Origin of the sequence: Segatella sinensis, assembly GCF_040095255.1 — a bacterium.
Classification (GTDB): Bacteria; Bacteroidota; Bacteroidia; order Bacteroidales; family Bacteroidaceae; genus Prevotella; species Prevotella sinensis.
In genome coordinates this window covers 1-17,154 of the sequence record NZ_JBBNGE010000005.1, presented here as the reverse complement: position 1 = coordinate 17,154, position 17,154 = coordinate 1, and the positions used below count along the sequence as shown (strand labels likewise).

At 50.0% G+C, this 17,154-nt stretch carries 14 protein-coding genes; 6 read left to right on the top strand and 8 right to left on the bottom strand.

What is annotated here, in order from left to right; genetic code table 11:
• Positions 1-227 precede the first annotated feature (227 nt).
• A complete protein-coding gene (locus AAAT87_RS02355) occupies positions 228-4,298 on the top strand; it encodes a hybrid sensor histidine kinase/response regulator transcription factor (RefSeq protein WP_349225510.1) in 4,071 nt (1,356 codons plus the stop codon).
• 203 nt (positions 4,299-4,501) lie between these two features.
• On the top strand, positions 4,502-6,172 hold the full coding sequence (locus AAAT87_RS02350) for a glycoside hydrolase family 43 protein (protein WP_295023715.1): 1,671 nt from the start codon (positions 4,502-4,504) through the stop codon (positions 6,170-6,172).
• An 86-nt stretch (positions 6,173-6,258) separates the two neighbouring features.
• Here AAAT87_RS02350 and AAAT87_RS02345 read toward each other — a convergent pair whose 3' ends face one another.
• Together AAAT87_RS02345 and AAAT87_RS02340 are read right to left on the bottom strand one after the other, a co-directional pair.
• The gene (locus AAAT87_RS02345) at positions 6,259-7,173 is read right to left on the bottom strand and encodes a bifunctional metallophosphatase/5'-nucleotidase (RefSeq protein WP_349225509.1); all 915 of its coding nucleotides are present in this window, start codon (positions 7,171-7,173) and stop codon (positions 6,259-6,261) included.
• 68 nt (positions 7,174-7,241) lie between these two features.
• Positions 7,242-8,018: a 5'-nucleotidase C-terminal domain-containing protein gene (locus AAAT87_RS02340; protein ID WP_296973325.1), complete on the bottom strand. Its 777-nt coding sequence runs from the start codon at positions 8,016-8,018 to the stop codon at positions 7,242-7,244.
• Between the two features lie 261 nt (positions 8,019-8,279).
• On the opposite strand from AAAT87_RS02340, the gene rplS reads away from it, so the two are divergent.
• Positions 8,280-8,645 carry a 50S ribosomal protein L19 gene (gene rplS, locus AAAT87_RS02335; RefSeq protein ID WP_296973322.1) on the top strand — a complete coding sequence of 122 codons (366 nt, stop codon included), beginning with the start codon at positions 8,280-8,282 and terminating at the stop codon, positions 8,643-8,645.
• Between the two features lie 79 nt (positions 8,646-8,724).
• Here rplS and AAAT87_RS02330 read toward each other — a convergent pair whose 3' ends face one another.
• Positions 8,725-8,979: a hypothetical protein gene (locus AAAT87_RS02330; RefSeq protein WP_295023711.1), complete on the bottom strand. Its 255-nt coding sequence runs from the start codon at positions 8,977-8,979 to the stop codon at positions 8,725-8,727.
• Between the two features lie 204 nt (positions 8,980-9,183).
• Between AAAT87_RS02330 and AAAT87_RS02325 the strand changes: the two genes are divergently transcribed.
• Positions 9,184-10,368 (top strand): phosphoribosylaminoimidazolecarboxamide formyltransferase, encoded by a 1,185-nt coding sequence (locus tag AAAT87_RS02325; RefSeq protein WP_153096179.1) that lies wholly within the window; start codon positions 9,184-9,186, stop codon positions 10,366-10,368.
• A gap of 21 nt (positions 10,369-10,389) precedes the next feature.
• Entirely contained in the window at positions 10,390-10,590 is a 201-nt protein-coding gene (locus tag AAAT87_RS02320) for a hypothetical protein (protein ID WP_006848784.1), read from the top strand.
• Between the two features lie 147 nt (positions 10,591-10,737).
• Here the strand turns inward: AAAT87_RS02320 and AAAT87_RS02315 are convergent, their stop codons facing one another.
• The 5 genes from AAAT87_RS02315 to hpt form a co-directional block, all read right to left on the bottom strand.
• Complete coding sequence (locus AAAT87_RS02315) at positions 10,738-11,961, bottom strand: peptidoglycan DD-metalloendopeptidase family protein (RefSeq protein ID WP_349225508.1); 1,224 nt, start codon at positions 11,959-11,961, stop codon at positions 10,738-10,740.
• A gap of 116 nt (positions 11,962-12,077) precedes the next feature.
• On the bottom strand, positions 12,078-12,917 hold the full coding sequence (gene pgeF, locus AAAT87_RS02310) for a peptidoglycan editing factor PgeF (protein ID WP_218419289.1): 840 nt from the start codon (positions 12,915-12,917) through the stop codon (positions 12,078-12,080).
• On the bottom strand, positions 12,910-14,070 hold the full coding sequence (gene obgE / locus AAAT87_RS02305; protein ID WP_295023708.1) for a GTPase ObgE: 1,161 nt from the start codon (positions 14,068-14,070) through the stop codon (positions 12,910-12,912). The genes pgeF and obgE overlap by 8 nt, the downstream gene beginning before the upstream one ends.
• A 114-nt stretch (positions 14,071-14,184) precedes the next feature.
• On the bottom strand, positions 14,185-14,757 hold the full coding sequence (locus tag AAAT87_RS02300; RefSeq protein WP_089543891.1) for an adenylate kinase: 573 nt from the start codon (positions 14,755-14,757) through the stop codon (positions 14,185-14,187).
• A gap of 54 nt (positions 14,758-14,811) precedes the next feature.
• A complete protein-coding gene (hpt, locus tag AAAT87_RS02295) occupies positions 14,812-15,351 on the bottom strand; it encodes a hypoxanthine phosphoribosyltransferase (RefSeq protein ID WP_349225507.1) in 540 nt (179 codons plus the stop codon).
• Between the two features lie 126 nt (positions 15,352-15,477).
• Between hpt and AAAT87_RS02290 the strand changes: the two genes are divergently transcribed.
• Positions 15,478-16,995 carry an NAD(P)H-hydrate dehydratase gene (locus tag AAAT87_RS02290; RefSeq protein WP_349225506.1) on the top strand — a complete coding sequence of 506 codons (1,518 nt, stop codon included), beginning with the start codon at positions 15,478-15,480 and terminating at the stop codon, positions 16,993-16,995.
• Positions 16,996-17,154 lie beyond the last annotated feature (159 nt).

Here is a 17,154-nt window from a genome sequence, read left to right as displayed (position 1 = left end):
GGTATCAGAAAATCGGGAAACAGGCTTTATCCTGCGTAACCGATAGTTTATGAAGAGTTTAGTCGTGCTACATATACTTTCCGTCATGTAACATCACCTGATAACAAACACCCAAAGGCATATTATTTGTTTCCTGTAATCAAAAAAAGAAAGAATTATTGGGATATTCCAACTAAAAATTGTACTTTTGCAAGCAGAAAATAACACTATAAATATAAACAAGAAACATGAAAACTATAAGCCAATTAATCATCACGATGATGATTTGCCTCTTCTCCATCCAGGCATGGGCACAGAGCGGCAAGCTCTTCAACACGGACAATCAGCTCTCGAGCAACCTCGCCACGCAGGTGTTCCAGGACAAGAGCGGATTCATCTGGATAGCCACCCGCAACGGTTTGAACAACTACGATGGTTACCATATCAACGTAATAAAGAAGGATATGTCAAATTTTTTAGGTCTCAACAGCAACTACATCAATAGCATTGCTCAAGACGAGAAGGAACATATCCTGCTAGGTACCAACAACTCTCTATTGGAATTTACGGGAAGCGAATTCCTAAAAATCCCTATGCTCGATTCCAAAGGCGAAGAACTCGCCACCTACGTAAAGCAGGTATATCCCCTAAGAAACAAAGACGTAGCCGTGGCTACATCCGGTTATGGCATCATGCTCAAAAAGCAGGATGAACAAAAATGCCATGCCATGAAGGGAGAGGTGGAAAAACTGAAATATATCCACAAACTCCTGGAAGATAAACGGGGCAGACTCTGGATCATCACCGAAGACGGAAAACTCTACCGCAAGGAAACAAACGGCAGAGTCACCTCCCACTTTGCCGGTACCGAAGGCGTGGGCGCACAGGATATCCAGCAGGACGCCCTGGGCAACATCTATCTCGCCAGCAAGAACCAGGGCGTATATCTGCTCAGGGCAGGAAGCAACGTCTTTACCCGAATCAGCAGCATCGGAAACCTGCCCATCGACAACATCTATATCAGCCGCAACAACAAGCTCTATATCGGCAGTGACGGGCTGGGCATCTATGTATATGACCCTCAGACCGGATTCCTGCAGGATAACCCTCTCTTCAGCCGACTGGTGAACCTGGCCAAGAGCAATATAACCAGCATCATAGAAGACAATCAGGGCAACATCTGGGTGAGCATGCTGCAGAAAGGCGTGTTCATGCAGAGCAACATACAGAACGACTTCAACTACATGGGCTTCCGCCTGGGCAACCGCAACGTGATTGGCGAAAACTGCGTTACCAGCCTCAGCATCAACCAGGGCAACCAGGTGTGGGTGGGTACCGACAAGGATGGCCTATACCTATTTAATATAGCAACCCGCAGCGTAGAGGGGCATTTCCTGAACCAGAACACCGTGCTCACCCTCTGTAAGGACCAGCAGGGCAGAACCTGGGTGGGAACCTATACCGACGGTCTGGGCTATATGGATGCAGCCGGAAGCTTCCACCCCGTTGATTTGGGCATCAGCAAGTCGGTGGGCATCTTCGATATCAAGCAAGACCCACAGGGCAACATCTGGATAGCCACCATGGGCGAAGGTCTCTTCTGCCTGCAGAAAGACGGAAGCCGAAGGAACTACAAGGCTAAATATGGTGCAGATAACAACCTCAAGGTCAACAGCCTGCCCAACGATTACCTCGTCAAGATGGCCTTATCAAAGGATGGCAACCAAGTGTATATAGCCACCTCTGTGGGACTGGCGTGCCTCGACCGCAAGCGAAACAGCTGGGTTTCCACCTTCAAGGGCATCAACTGCCTGAACAAGAACCGTTTTTCGCACTGCGTGTTTGTAGATAGCAAAGACCACGTATGGTATGGCACCGAGGATGGAGCCTTCTGCTTCGACTTTAGGAAAGGCATCAAGCCAAAACTGTATACCACAGCCAACGGACTCACCGACAACAGCGTGGCAAGCATTACCGAGGACTACCAGGGCAATATATGGTTAGGAACCATCAAGGGACTCAACAAACTGGCTCTCAAGAGCGGAACAATCACCAAGTTCTATACCGAAAGCGGACTGCAGAGCAACGAGTTCAGCGATGCTTCCGTATGCACCACCCAGGATAAGAAGGTGATTCTGATGGGTGGCTCTGGCGGAATCAACTGGTTCCAGGCCGACCGGGTAAAGCAGCACCCATGGCAGGCAAAGGTGGTTATCTCGGGCTTCGTGGTCAACAACAAGACAGTGACCCCAGGCATGGAGTCAGGCAGCTATACCATCACGGACAGCTGGGTAACTGTGGCACGGGAGTTCAATCTCTCGCACGATGACAACACCTTCTCCCTGCAGCTCTCTACCTTCACCTATAATGATGTGGAGCAGATAAGATACGCCTACAGCATCAACGGCGATGCCTGGCGCACCGTGCCAGCCGGACAGAACGAACTTGCCTTCTCGCACATGGCTCCCGGCAGCTACAAATACCGCATCAAGGCCATCTGCAACGGCTACGAAACACCGGTGAAGGAGTTCACCATCATCGTTCACCCAGCCTGGTATGCCAGCATCTGGGCAAAGCTCTTCTATCTGCTGCTCCTCATAGCAGCCATCATGCTCTACCTGTGCCACCGCAAGCACCAGATGGAAGACCTGCTCATCCTGCAGCAGCACATCCACGCCGAAGAGATGGGCGAGGCAAAGATCAAGTTCTTCATGAACATCAGTCATGAAATCCGCACGCCGCTCACGCTCATCATCACGCCGCTGCTCTCGCTCATCAAGGAAGACAAGGAGCCTCACCGTCAAGGCATCTACGAGATTATCAGAAAGAACTCGGAACGTATCCTTCACCTCATCAACCAGATGATGGACCTCAGAAAGATTGACAAGGGACAGATGGTAATGCGTATGTGCAAGACCGATATGGTTTCGTTCATCAATGAAGAATACGACCTTTTCAAGCAGCAAGCCATTGCCAAGAGCATCGACTTCGAATACCAGCATGACTGCGAAGAGCTTCCTGTATGGATAGACCGCAACAACTTCGACAAGGTGATAATTAACACCCTCTCGAATGCCTTCAAGTTTACCCCTACGGCAGGCCACATCCTCCTCTCGCTTACGCATACCGGCCACCATGCCTACATCAGCATCAAGGACAGTGGCATCGGTATCCCGAAGGATAAGTTGGAAACCATCTTCCAGCGCTTCTACCAGACCCCTGCCGACCCTAACGAGCGCAACGTCGGTACGGGCATCGGTCTCGACCTCACCCGCTCGCTCGTGGAACTGCACTACGGCACCATCTCTGCCCGCAACAACGAGGGCGAGAAGGGAAGCAAGTTTGAGCACGGAAGCGAGTTCATCATCCGCATTCCATTGGGCAAGGATCATCTCAAACCTGAAGAGATCATCGAGGAAGAAGAGATGAAGAAAGAGCAGAATAAAGAACTTGCTGAAGCTGAACAGGAAGAACAGCTGGCAGAAAACAATGACCAACCAGCCGAAACCTTGAACAATTCCGATACTACCCCAGCCTCTGCCAAGGGAGCCAAGGCAGAAATCGTGATTGTGGAAGACGAAGAGGATATTCAGGAATACCTGAAAGCACAGCTCTCCAGCGACTTCAAGATTCGCACATACCCTAACGGAAAGGTGGCGCTGAACGAGATTCTGAAGAATAAGCCAGACCTTGTCATCAGCGACATCATGATGCCGGAAATGGACGGAACCACCCTCTGCGCCAAACTGAAATCAAACATCAACACCAACGATGTGCCTATCATCCTGCTCACAGCCAAGAGTCGTGAGGAAGACCAGCTGGAAGGATTGCAGACCGGTGCCGATGCCTACATCCTGAAGCCGTTCAACATGGACATTCTGCACCGCAACATCATCAACCTGCTCACCGTGCGCCGCACTTTGCGTAATAAGTTTACGGGCAATGAAAGCCAGAATCACCAGGTAGAACAGATAGAAATGCAGACACCTGACAATTCCCTGATGCAACGGGTGATGGAGGTTATCAACGAAAACATCAACGATTCCGACCTGAGTGTCGATATGATAGCACAGAAGGTGGGCATCAGTCGTGTACACCTGCACCGCAAGATGAAGGAGCTGACCAATCAGACGCCACACAGCTTCATCCGCAACATCCGTCTGCAGCAGGCAGCCAAATTGCTCAAGGATGGCAAGCAAAGCATCACTGAAGTGATGTACGCTTGCGGTTTCTCCAATTCCGCAAGTTTCAGCACCATGTTCAAGAACCTCTTTGGCTGTTCTCCTAGAGAATACATGCAGAATGCCATGAAGAAATAAAGATGATACACAATAGAAAAAAGAATATGTAACAAAAACAAAGCTTTATGAAACTTTGAAAAAAGTCTTGGTTACATTTCACAATGAAAGATTGCAAATAAAGCCGTAACTTTGCAGCGGAAAAACCAGTATGGATTCTCATACCTGGCTTTCCGCTGCATTTTTTTATCTTATTGTATAATCTTTAAAAATCAACTATCATAATGAAAAAATTAGCAATCTTATCGCTTTCGATGATGCTTGCTGCAGGAGCGCAGGCACAGACAGCAGACTTCGACTACTTCAAGTATGCCGGCAATGATGCCCGATTCAATGTCCAGATAGACAAGACGCATCAGTATTACAACCCCGTGCTGGCAGGATTCTATCCTGACCCATCTCTCTGCCGCGTAGGTGACACCTATTATCTGGTGAATTCTTCCTTCACCTTCTTCCCAGGTGTGCCTCTCTCTACCAGCAAGGATTTGGTAAACTGGACTCCAGCCGGCCATGTGCTCACCCGCCAATCGCAGGTGCCTCTGAAGGGACAGCAAGTATCAGCCGGCATCTTCGCACCAGCCATCAGCTACAACAAGAAGAACAAGACCTTCTATATGATCACCACCAACGTGGGAGCCGGAAACTTCTTCGTCAAGTCCAAGGACCCATCCAAGGGTTGGAGCGAACCTATCTATCTGAAGAAGATTGACGGCATCGACCCTAGCTTCTTCTTCGATGACAACGGAAAGGGATATATCGTGCATAACGGTCCGGTAGCTGGTGGTGCCGACTATGAGGGTCAGCGTGCCATCCGCTGCTTCGAATTCGATGTGAAGGGCGACAGCATCAAGGGCGATTTCAAGGAGATTCTGCGTGGCGGAACCCATGTAGAGGCTCGTCCTATCTGGATTGAAGGTCCTCATCTATTCAAGAAGGGCAAGTTCTATTATCTGATGTGTGCAGAAGGTGGTACAGGCGGTTGGCATAGCGAGGTGATTCTCCGCGCCAAGAACCCAATGGGTCCTTGGGAGGAATGCCCAAACAACCCTATTCTTACCCAGCGTACCGGACTCGATCCTAACCGCAAGGACCCTGTATCCAGTGCTGGTCATGCAGACATAGTAGAAGATGGAAAGGGTAACTGGTGGGCTGTATTCCTGGCTTGCCGTCCATACGAAGAAGATATGTATAATACAGGTCGCGACACCTATCTTCTGCCGGTAACCTGGAAGAATGGCTGGCCAGAGATTCTTGCCAAGAATACTCCTATCTCTACCATTGGAGAGAAGGCTGGCTTGAAACCAACTGAAAAGAATGAGTTTTCAGGAAACTTCTCTTACGTGGATAATTTTGATACAGCAGACAATGGAGCAGGTTTGAAGGATCTGAATCCTCGGTGGATGTTCCTCCGCGACTTCGTAGATTGCTATAAGGTAGAAAACGGCAAATTGAAGTTCAATCTCTTGCCGGGCAATATCTACAAGCGTGAACCGATGTCTGCCATCTGGGCTCGCCAGCAGCACGGAACCTTCACTGCTGAGACAGAGATTAACTTCACTCCTCGCAACGACAAGGAGATAGCAGGTTTGGCACTTCTCCAGAAGGAAGACCACAACTTCGTACTGGGCAAGACCATGAAGAAGGGCAAGCTGATGATTACCCTGACCCGTGCCGAGAAGAACAACGCCACTATCGCCTCAGCTCCTATCAAGGCTGGCAAGCTGAAGCTGAAGGTAGAAGGTCATGACAGATATTACGATTTCTATTATGCAGAGGAAGGTGGCGACTGGCAGCTGCTTGCCAAGGGCGTGGATGCCAGCAACCTGAGCACCCAGAAGAGCGGTGGCTTCATCGGAGCCTGCATCGGTCTCTATGCTTCTTCCAACAAGGAATAACAGATATCATGATATGATATAAAAAATACAAAAAGACTCCCCGAGCTTTTCGGGGAGTCTTTTTGTATTTTGTCTTTGTATAAGTTTTATTTATTTTTCACAATATCCAATGTCATTTTGCCAACCCAGATGGCGCCCTTGCCGTTCTGATCTACAGGCACCTGCTTGCCATCGAGATCTGTTCTGTACTTCAGCGTCTGGAAGAGGCTGTGGCTGTGACCTCCCAATACCAGGTCGATGTGGCGGGATGCAGCAATCACCTCGGTATCATCCGTGCCGTCTATATTCCAGCCCAGATGAGAGATACAGATGATGACATCACACTTCTCCTTCTTCTTCAGGATCTCTGTCATCTCGTTCGCCTTCTGGATAGGATCCAGGTACTGGATGCAACCGTAATTCTTCTCACTCACCAAGCCGGCAAGCTGCGGAGCCAGTCCGAAGACGCCAATCTTGAGTCCCTTGCGATGCAATATCACGTATGGCTTCACAATATCCGCCAGCTCAGTGCCGGTGAAATCGTAGTTGGCACAAACGATCGGGAACTTTGCCATCTTGAAGAGACGCACCATATTGTCCATGCCGTAATCGAACTCATGGTTTCCGATGGTGGCTGCATCATACTTCATCTCGTTCATCAATCCCACTTCTACATCCCCCTTGAAGAGCGAATAGTAAGGAGATCCCTGGGAGAAGTCGCCACTGTCGAAGAGCAGAAGATCAGGATTCAGACTGCGTTCCTGCTTGATCATTGCCACACGGCGGAGGTAGCCTCCACGGTTTGCCATAGCTGTATCTGCGAGATTCAGATTGTAAGGCATCACGCAGGAGTGGGTATCGTTGGTATGGAGCACCACGAGCTGCTTCACTACCTTTGGAGTCTTCTGCGCCTTTGCCTCCTTCTTGGCCTTTGAATCCTTCAGGACTTCAGCCTGTACTGTTGCCGGCTGCAGCGTGAATGATGCCAGCGCCAGCACTATATATAATAATGTATGTTTCATTTCTGTACTTATTTAGTTAGTCTATCTGCATTCCGGGGATTGCAAATCCCCGGAAACCTTCGTCCTCCCTATTCTACTACGCAACGGCCTTCTACTCTTGATTCCACTACCTTGCCCTGAGCCTTCATCTCACGGAAATAGTCCATGATGATGTAGCGCACATTGTTCTCCTTCGCCTTAGGAGCCACCACATCGGTACCGCTCTTGAAGGCTACAAGCTGGTCGTTGCCCTCGGCAAGATAATCGAGGGTGGCTATGCGATAGCTCTTGGCTGGATCGACAGGTTCGCCGTTCAGGGTCACGCCCTTCAGCTTTCCGTCGCGGGTGATAACCATTCTTACGGCATGGCTCACTCCTTCGCCACCACGGTGGGCTATCTGCTGGAAGAGTTCAAGCACCTTCTCGCCGGTAAGCGTGAGGAAACAGATCTTGTTCTCGAAAGGAGCCACCTCGCTCACATCGCCTACGTTGATATCGCCCTTGGCAAAGTCAGCACGGATGCCACCCATGTTATACACCGAGAAGACAGGCTGCTCATTAAACTGTCTGCCACCCCATACCAGGATGTCAGAAAGCAGATTACTCAACTCGCTCTCAGGGCGATGGTGGGTCATGTCATGAGCCACGGATCCCACTACAGGTCCCATGATGCTATCCACCTTGTGCTGATAAGGGGCGATGAACTTCGCAGCCTCAGCATCAGGCTGTGCATCCCATTTTTTATCTACCAATAAACGGGTTCTCTCCACCTTTGCCACCTTGAATTTCTGGGCAAAGGCTGGACTTGCCATCAGCATCAGAGCCATGGAGGCAAGCATCATCTGCATACTATTCTTTTTCTTCATACCTTTTCTGTTTTTCAGGGTACAAAGATACAAAATAAATCTGTGAAATCCGTGAAATCTGTGGGAAAAGACGTTGACAAGAAAGAAAAATAGTTAAATCTGCGAGAAAAAAGAGAAGAAACCCACTGAAAATTTGCGAGATACGAGAAAAAGTCGTAACTTTGCACCCGCTTTTCGGCGTAACCGCTGTTGTCTGGGCAGAAGTGTTGCCCGGCCATGTTGCGTTGGAACGACAAACAATTTTTAATTTTATACAAAAAAATGGATTTGATTAAAGTTGCTGAAGAAGCATTTGCAACCGGCAAGAAGTTCCCTGAGTTCAAGGCAGGTGACACTATCACAGTCGCTTACAAAATCGTCGAGGGTACTAAGGAGCGTATCCAGCTCTATCGTGGTGTAGTTATCAAGATTTCTGGTCATGGTGACAAGAAGCGTTTCACCGTTCGTAAGATGTCAGGTACTGTAGGTGTAGAGCGTATCTTCCCTATCGAGTCACCAGCTATCGATTCTATCGAGGTGAACAAGCACGGTAAGGTACGTCGCGCTAAGTTGTACTACTTGCGTAAGCTCACAGGTAAGAAGGCTCGTATCGCTGAGAAGAAGACCCTCGCTAAGAGCGCTGAGTAATTTTCTTAGTTACCTATTAAAAATTAGAATCAGAAAAAGGGCATCCGATCTCACGATTGGATGCCCTTTCTGCATTTCCTTATTCTCCGGCGCTGTAGTTGGTCAGCCCGTCATCGGTGCCGTGCAATGCGCCCTGCAGATCAGCCCAGCTCTGGAATCCGGCAAGCAATGCCAGACGGTTGAGTATCTGCTGTGAAGGTTTCTCCTTTCCTTTCATTATCTCCCACACCTTGTGCAGCAACTTGTTGTTTCTATGCTTCTCTTCGTGCTGCAGGTGTTCCCTGCCTAGCTTCTTCTCCAAAGCTACAGCGAGGATTTTCAAATCATTTTTCATTGTGATTATCCTTCCTCTAATTCTCAATTCCTTTAATTTCTCAAATTTTCATTTTTCATTCCTAACTGCGGGCAAAAGTACACAATATTTTTGAAACGGAGTCATGTTTGGGAGATTATTTTTGAATTTCGCACGAAAAAAATGGTTTTCTCATATTTTTTTTGTAATTTTGCAACCAAATTCTAAATACATTTCTTAATTAAGATGAAAGAATTAGCACTTAAGTACGGATGCAATCCGAATCAGAAGCCTTCTCGCATCTATATGGATGACGGAAGGGAACTGCCTATCGAAGTTATCAACGGCCGTCCTGGCTACATCAACTTCCTGGATGCTTTCAACTCTTGGCAATTGGTCAAGGAACTGAAGGCAGCTACAGGAATGCCTGCTGCCGCTAGTTTCAAACATGTTTCTCCTGCTGGTGCTGCCATCGGCCTGCCTCTGAGCGACACATTGAAGAAGATTTACTTCTGCGATGACGTAGATTTTGAACTTTCTCCTTTGGCTTGCGCTTATGTTCGTGCTCGTGGTGCAGACCGTATGTGCTCTTACGGTGACTTTGTTGCCCTGAGCGATGTATGCGATGAGGCTACAGCCCTCCTCATCAAGCGTGAGGTAAGCGATGGCGTGATTGCTCCAGGCTTTACCCCTGAGGCTATCAAGGTGTTGAAGGAGAAGCGCAAGGGTACCTACTGCGTCATCCAGATTGATCCAGACTACGTGCCAGCTCCTATCGAGCACAAGCAGGTATTCGGTGTTACCTTCGAGCAGGGACGCAACGAGGTGAAGCTCGATGATCCAGCTCTCTTCGAGGATATCCCTACCAAGAACAAGAACTTCACTGCAGAGGCTAAGCGCGACCTGATCATCTCGCTCATCACCCTGAAATATACCCAGAGTAACTCTGTATGCTACGTGAAGGATGGTCAGGCTATCGGTATCGGTGCCGGTCAGCAGAGCCGTATCCACTGTACCCGTCTGGCTGGTTCCAAGGCTGATGAGTGGTGGTTGCGCCAGTGTCCTAAGGTGATGAACCTGCCTTTCAAGGAGAAGATTCGCCGTGCCGACCGCGACAATACCATCAATGTCTATATCTCTGATGAGTGGGAGGATGTATTGCAGGATGGCGTATGGGAGCAGTTCTTCACAGAGAAACCTGAGCCACTGACCCGCGAGGAGAAGAAGGCTTGGATTGCCCAGAACAAGGGTGTATCTGTAGGTAGCGACGCTTTCTTCCCATTCGGCGACAACATCGAGCGTGCTCACAAGAGTGGTGTTGAATACATAGCAGAAGCAGGCGGTAGCATCCGTGACGATAATGTTATCGATACATGCGATAAGTACGGCATCGCCATGGCGTTTACTCACGTTCGCCTCTTCCATCATTAATTTATATAATATAAAAGGTATATGAGCGATATTGACGATATTATCATGGGTGGCATGGTTTTCAAGGGCGGCGGCGGTCCGAAGAAGGACGACGACGACAAGGTGAAGACCAAGGCCAAGAAGAAGAAGTACATCACGGGTGCTCACGGAAGCGGCTCTGCCCGTCAGAAGGCAAAGTATCGCCAACAGAGAGCCAACCGTAAATCGCAGAAGAAGAAATAAGAAGGAAAAATATATTTAGCCTTAAGGGAAAATACAATTAGCCTTAAGGGAAAATATAAGAGGGTGTGTCATAGGACTTATGACACACCCTCTTTGCTTTATTTTGCAGCAAGTCAAATCAAGATAAGCTATTGCTGCTTTTACCAATCAGTTCTTCACGCTCTTTACGCCCTTGCCCTTGGTAAGATGCAGGGTGGCTGCCTTGAGCTTGTGATTGCTGTGGTCGAAGATGATGGCTGGATCCAGGCGCTTGCCGCCGAAAGACACCTCGAAATGGAGATGCTCTGTGGTGGCCCTGCCAGTGCGGCCCGTAAGACCGATTACCTGGCCTGCCTTCACCTTATCCCCCTGCTTCACCATGTTCTTACTCTGATGGCTATAGAGCGTTTCCAAGCCGTAGGCATGCTTGATGCGGATGCAGTTGCCATAGCCGTAGTAAGGTCCCGAGGCAACCACCTCGCCATCGAAGGCGGCATAAATCTCGTCGTTAGGCTTGGTCTTCAAATCCACACCCGAGTGACGGCGGGCACCTCCGTATGGACTGATGACACGGGCATCAGGCAATGGATATGCCCATGCCTTCTCCTCTATCTTCTCCAGATCGAGCAGGAAGGTGTTGGTGATGGTAAACGGGTCGTACACCTCGTCGGGGTCGAGGGTCATGGCGTGATCGCCACGGCTGCTTCCCGATTTCTTATTTGTTTCCTTATTGTTTCTATCATTCTTATCGTTCTTGGAAACGGAGGAGTCCTTGCCACCAATCACCTTGACGCCGATACGGTTGCCCTCCTTGCGGAACTGCACGGTCTGCCGGCGGAGCTTATGGCTCTTCAGTTCGATGATGGTTTCCGGGTTGATGCGCGCACCGTTCACCATGATGGAGAAATCGCAATAGGTCTCTCCCTCTCGGGTGCCCACGATGGCGATGGTCTGTCCGGCATCTATCGACTGTCCCACCTTCACCAGGTTCTCGGCATTGTTGGCATACACGGTTTCCAGACCGTTGTCATGGCGGATCACGATCACGTTGCCCATCGATTCGGTCTTGCGCGAGAGACGCACATAACCATCAAACATCGCCTTCACTGCATCGCCCTTGGCAGTAGAGATGCGCATCACGCTGTTGCCATTGATAAGGCTAGCCTTGCCCACAGGAAGCGGGAATGAATATTCCTTGGCACGGAATATCTCAAAGTCAACATTGAAGGCTTGACTCTGGGCAAAGAGACCTGGCGTTGCGATGCTCACCTGCTGTTGCTCGGCGGCAGTAAACTCATTCTTGGCGGGCATGAAACTGCTCAGCGAAAGCATCAGCATTCCCGAGACGGCAGCCAGCCCGATTCTTCTTTTTAATCTACTGTTTACAATCATTCTCTATTCTTTTAGATTCATTTTTTAAATTTAACCATTAAATCTTAAAACATAAAAACATCCATTTTTCCCTCTTCGTTCATAGAAAAGAGAAAAATGGATGTTATCTTGAAAACTTACTTCATCAGAATGCCGGTATAGATTCTGCCACTCTCAATGCCCAGCTTTCTTGCCGAGAAGAACTCGTCGCTATGGGCAAAGGTACAGATGCCGCAATCCTGGATATTCTCCTCAGCCACACCGCAATGCAGCAGGATCTGCTTGTTGCAGAGCGGCAGGTTGATGTGCCACTTCAGCGGCTGCACGATGTTTCCTTCTGCAGCCAGGCGCTCACGCTCGGCAACATCTACCGAGAAGGCGGCATTGGGGCGCTGCTCGGCAATCTCTTCCATCGGGAAGGCTGCCTGCTCGAAAGCCTCATACACCTCATCGCCTACCTCGAAATGCTCCAGCGAGATTCCCGGACCAATCACTGCCTTCAGCTTCTTTGGCTCCGTATGATAGGCGAAAGCCATCTCCTGGATGGTCTTGTGGACGATGCGTGCCAGCGTGCCTCGCCATCCGGCATGGATGGCTGCCACGGCATGGTGCTCCTCGTCATAGAGCAGGATTGGGATGCAGTCGGCGGTGGAAACGCCTATGCATACGCCCTTCTCATTGGTCATCACGGCATCTACGCCCTCGAGAATCATCTTGCGGATGTTCTCAGGCATTGAGAAATAATCTCCTGCCACCTGACGGACCTCTACTCCATGCACCTGATGCGGCAGGATGATATGGTCGATGCTTATGCCCAGCTCATCCGCCAGCTTCCTGCGGTTCTCTGCCACGTGTTCGGCGCAGTCGCCGCAATAGTCATTGATATTGAATTCGCTGTAGTTGCCCTGGCTCACTCCTCCCTTTCGGGTGGTAGAGAAAGCTGTGACGCCCTCAGCGATATGATATTCCTTATTCATATTCGAAATCATCTAAGTCATCTACATCCTCGATTTCATCCTCGTCGACATACTCCACGATGTCCTCGCCCTCAGCCTCGAGTTCCTGCTGGAAGCGGCTCATATCCTTGTCACGGTGAACAAGAGTATCTTCTGAAGTAATCTCCTGCAGCTTGTTGCTCTCTGAATTCAACTCCTTCCAGAGCACATCCTTGAGTTCCTGGATGCCCTGTCCGGTAACTGATGAGATGAATACCACCGGAAGATCGGTTGGCAGGGTCTCCTTCAGCATCTCGATGAGCTCCTCGTCCAGCAGGTCACACTTGGTGATGGCGAGCACGCGATGCTTGTCGAGCATCTCTGGGTTGAAGTTCTTCAACTCGCCCAGCAGCACCTCGTATTCCTTCTTGATGTCGTCGGTATCGCCCGGAACCATGAAGAGGAGCAGCGAGTTGCGCTCGATGTGTCGCAGGAATCGCAGTCCCAAGCCCTTTCCTTCGCTCGCTCCCTCGATGATACCCGGGATATCTGCCATCACGAAACTCTGGTGGTCGCGGTAATCCACGATTCCCAGCGATGGCTCAAGGGTGGTAAACGGATAGTTGGCTATCTTTGGACGGGCACTGGATACGGCAGAGAGCAGGGTTGACTTTCCGGCATTAGGGAAACCCACAAGACCCACATCGGCAAGGAGCTTCAGCTCCATGATGATGGTCATCTCCTGCATCGGCTCACCTGGCTGCGCATAGCGTGGAGCCTGGTTGGTAGAGGTACGGAACTGGAAGTTACCCAGTCCGCCGCGTCCGCCCTTCAGGAGCAGTACTTCCTGACCGTCGTAAGCCACGTCGCAGACAAACTTACCGGTTTCGGCATTATACACCACGGTACCGCAAGGCACATCGATATAGATGTCCTTACCATCAGTGCCGTGGCACTTGTCACGTCCTCCATTGCCACCATGCTCGGCGAAGAAGTGGCGCTGATACTTCAGATGCAGCAAGGTCCAGTAGTTGTGGTTGCCGCGAAGATAGATGCTTCCTCCACGTCCGCCATCGCCACCGTCAGGTCCACCATTCGGTTGGTACTTCACGTGGCGCAGGTGCATGGAGCCTTTACCACCCTTACCAGAGCGGCAGTTGATCTTTACATAATCTACGAAATTGGATTCAGCCATTGATTTTTCTTTTTAATTTGAACGTTGAATCTTCTTCTTTTGAACGGAAGATTCTTCTTTTTTTAATGAATAAATCTTCCCCGCAGCCTTGCGGGGAAGATTATTATATCTTGATTACAAGTTGTCGATCACATTGCAAACACGAGCAAAGATCTCATCTACAGTTCCGAGACCCTCGATGTGGTGGTGGATACCCTCCTTCTCATACCAGTCGATGAGAGGAGCAGTCTGTGTATGATATACGTTCAGACGCTTCTTGATAGTCTCCTCGTTGTCATCAGAACGGCCACTCAACTTACCGCGGTTGAGCAGACGAGCCATCAGCTCATCCTCAGGAACGGCAAGCTCGATCATGGCAGCAATCTTGTGACCACGCTCAGAGAGCATCTTCTTCAAAGCCTCAGCCTGTGGAGTGGTACGTGGGAAACCGTCGAAGATCACACCTGCGTGATCCTTGCCGAAGCTGTCATATACGCTTGCGAGGATGTCGATCATCAACTCGTCTGGAATCAACTGACCATTGTCGATATAGCCCTTGGCAGTCTTGCCGAGCTCTGTACCATTCTTGATTTCATTACGAAGTACGTCACCTGTTGAAATGTGACCGAGACCATACTTCTCGATCATCTTGTCGCTCTGTGTACCCTTACCAGCACCTGGAGCACCGAAAATTACGATATTTTTCATTTTTACCTTTATATATAAATTGTTTTATGTTGTGTCTCCCACATGCTTCACCCCCTATTCTTCTACTATCGTGTAGATGTCGCGGAGGTTTCTGCCTTCTTGGTCATAATCTAATCCATACCCTACGATGAAATCGTTAGGGATTTCCATTACGGCATAGTTGATGTCCAGATCCACCTTCAGATTGCCCGGCTTCACGAGGAGCGAGCAGATCTCGATGCTGGCTGGATTCTTCTTCTTCAGATCCTCGATCATGTGAGCCATGGTAAAGCCGGAATCCACGATGTCCTCCACGATCACCACGTGGCGACCGGTAAGATCCTGGTTCAGACCCATCAGGGTCTTCATGCTGCCGGTAGAACTGGTACCCTCGTAGGAAGCATACTTCACAAAAGAAATCTCGCTTGGTACCGTAATCATTCGCATCAGATCGGCAGCGAAGATAAACGAACCATTCAACACAGCCAGGAACACCGGAGTCTTGTCCGCATAATCCCGGTTCAATCGGTCGGCTACGACCTGTACCTTCTTCAGAATATCTGCCTCTGGAATGGAGGTTTTGAAGGTCTTATCCTTGATTTTTACTATGCCCATAGTCTTGATGATATAATATTTTCTGCAAAATTACGAAAAAATCGTGAAACTTCATCCATTCATCGACTTTTTTTAGTACTTTTGCATTAAAATAATCAGATAATCGGACATAAAATACATTAATATATGAAAATATTCACTAGTGCTCAGATACATGAGCTGGATAAATACACCATTGAGCATGAGCCGATCACATCGCTCAACCTGATGGAAAGGGCGGCAAAGGCGCTCACACGTGCCATCGAGCAGGAATGGTCTAACAGAACGCCGGTCGTGGTCTTCGCCGGTCCGGGAAACAATGGTGGTGATGCACTTGCCGTGGCACGCCTCCTCAGCGAAGACGGCTATGGGGTGAGTGTATTCCTGTTCAATGTGCACAACAAGCTTTCTGCCGACTGTGCCACCAACAAGAAACGACTCATCGAGGGTAAGCGCGTCAAGCAGTTTACAGAGGTTACCGTCAACTTCGACCCTCCTCAGCTCGAGGCGGGAATGCTCGTGGTGGATGGTCTCTTCGGCAGCGGACTCAACAAGCCGCTGGCGGGCGGATTCGCTGCCATGGTGAAATACATCAACCAGAGTGCGGCAAAGATCGTGAGCATCGACCTGCCTTCCGGCCTGATGAGCGAGGACAATTCCTACAACATCAGAGCCAACATCATCCGTGCCGACCTCACCCTCACCCTGCAGCAGAAGAAGCTGTCGATGATGATGGCAGACAACCAGCAGTACCTGGGCAGAATCAAGGTGCTTGATATCCGACTCTCTCCAGAGTTCATCCAGCGCACCGAGAGCCGTTGTAGCATCCTTGAGGAGAAGGACATCCGCCAGCTCCTGAAGCCTCGCGGCGACTTCGCCCACAAGGGCAGTATGGGCACGGCACTCCTCATCGCAGGCAGCTACGGCATGTCGGGCGCTTCGGTCCTTGCCACCAGAGCCTGCCTCAGAACGGGTGTGGGAAAGGTGATTACCCATACGCCTAAGAGAAACTACGAGATCATGCAGATTTCCGTGCCCGAGGCGGTACTGCAGATGGATACGGAGGAAACCATCTTCAGCGAACCGGTAGATACGGAAGATTACCATGCCATGGGCATCGGTCCGGGACTGGGAACCAGCGAGGCGACAGCCATCGCCCTGATTGCCCAGCTCAGAAGATGCACCTGTCCGGTTGTGGTGGATGCCGATGCACTCAACATCCTTGCCAGTCACCGTGCCTGGATGCAGCAGTTGCCTAAGAACCTCATCTTCACTCCACATCCTAGGGAGCTTGACCGTCTGGCTGGCATCACCAGCAGCAACTGCACCGAGCGCCTCTTCAAGGCATGCGAGCTTGCCGACCGTCTGCACGGCTACATCCTGCTGAAGGGACATTTCTCTGCCCTCTGTCATCCGGATGGTAAGGTGGAGTTCTGCTCTACGGGCAACAGCGGTATGGCTACGGCGGGCAGTGGCGATGTGCTTACAGGCATCATCACCGCTCTTCTGGCTCGCGGCTACAAGCAGGCAGATGCTGCCCGCATCGGCATGTACCTTCATGGTCTTGCCGGCGACCTCGCCATCAAGGACCTGGGCAAGGAAAGCCTCATCGCCAGCGATCTCATCGATTACCTGCCGAAGGCATTCCTCAGATTGGAAGAGTAAAATAGGAGGGTGTGTCATTAGTCACAGCCAATACGCCCTGAAAGGGCAGAAGCTCCTAGCCCAGGGCATCGCCCTGGGTTTTAGAACAAATACAAAAAAGTCGCCCTGAAAGGGCAAAAGCTTTGAAATTGAAAGCTTTTGCCCTTTCAGGGCGATCGG

Bases quoted from the DNA above. Each gene is read 5' to 3' on its own strand.
- rplS (WP_296973322.1), top strand. From the start codon at position 8,280: ATGGATTTGATTAAAGTTGCTGAAGAAGCATTTGCAACCGGCAAGAAG.
- AAAT87_RS02340 (WP_296973325.1), bottom strand. From the start codon at position 8,018: ATGAAGAAAAAGAATAGTATGCAGATGATGCTTGCCTCCATGGCTCTG.
- hpt (WP_349225507.1), bottom strand. From the start codon at position 15,351: ATGGGCATAGTAAAAATCAAGGATAAGACCTTCAAAACCTCCATTCCA.
- AAAT87_RS02300 (WP_089543891.1), bottom strand. From the start codon at position 14,757: ATGAAAAATATCGTAATTTTCGGTGCTCCAGGTGCTGGTAAGGGTACA.
- AAAT87_RS02320 (WP_006848784.1), top strand. From the start codon at position 10,390: ATGAGCGATATTGACGATATTATCATGGGTGGCATGGTTTTCAAGGGC.
- AAAT87_RS02325 (WP_153096179.1), top strand. From the start codon at position 9,184: ATGAAAGAATTAGCACTTAAGTACGGATGCAATCCGAATCAGAAGCCT.
- AAAT87_RS02290 (WP_349225506.1), top strand. From the start codon at position 15,478: ATGAAAATATTCACTAGTGCTCAGATACATGAGCTGGATAAATACACC.
- AAAT87_RS02345 (WP_349225509.1), bottom strand. From the start codon at position 7,173: ATGAAACATACATTATTATATATAGTGCTGGCGCTGGCATCATTCACG.
- AAAT87_RS02350 (WP_295023715.1), top strand. From the start codon at position 4,502: ATGAAAAAATTAGCAATCTTATCGCTTTCGATGATGCTTGCTGCAGGA.
- obgE (WP_295023708.1), bottom strand. From the start codon at position 14,070: ATGGCTGAATCCAATTTCGTAGATTATGTAAAGATCAACTGCCGCTCT.
- pgeF (WP_218419289.1), bottom strand. From the start codon at position 12,917: ATGAATAAGGAATATCATATCGCTGAGGGCGTCACAGCTTTCTCTACC.
- AAAT87_RS02330 (WP_295023711.1), bottom strand. From the start codon at position 8,979: ATGAAAAATGATTTGAAAATCCTCGCTGTAGCTTTGGAGAAGAAGCTA.
- AAAT87_RS02315 (WP_349225508.1), bottom strand. From the start codon at position 11,961: ATGATTGTAAACAGTAGATTAAAAAGAAGAATCGGGCTGGCTGCCGTC.
- AAAT87_RS02355 (WP_349225510.1), top strand. From the start codon at position 228: ATGAAAACTATAAGCCAATTAATCATCACGATGATGATTTGCCTCTTC.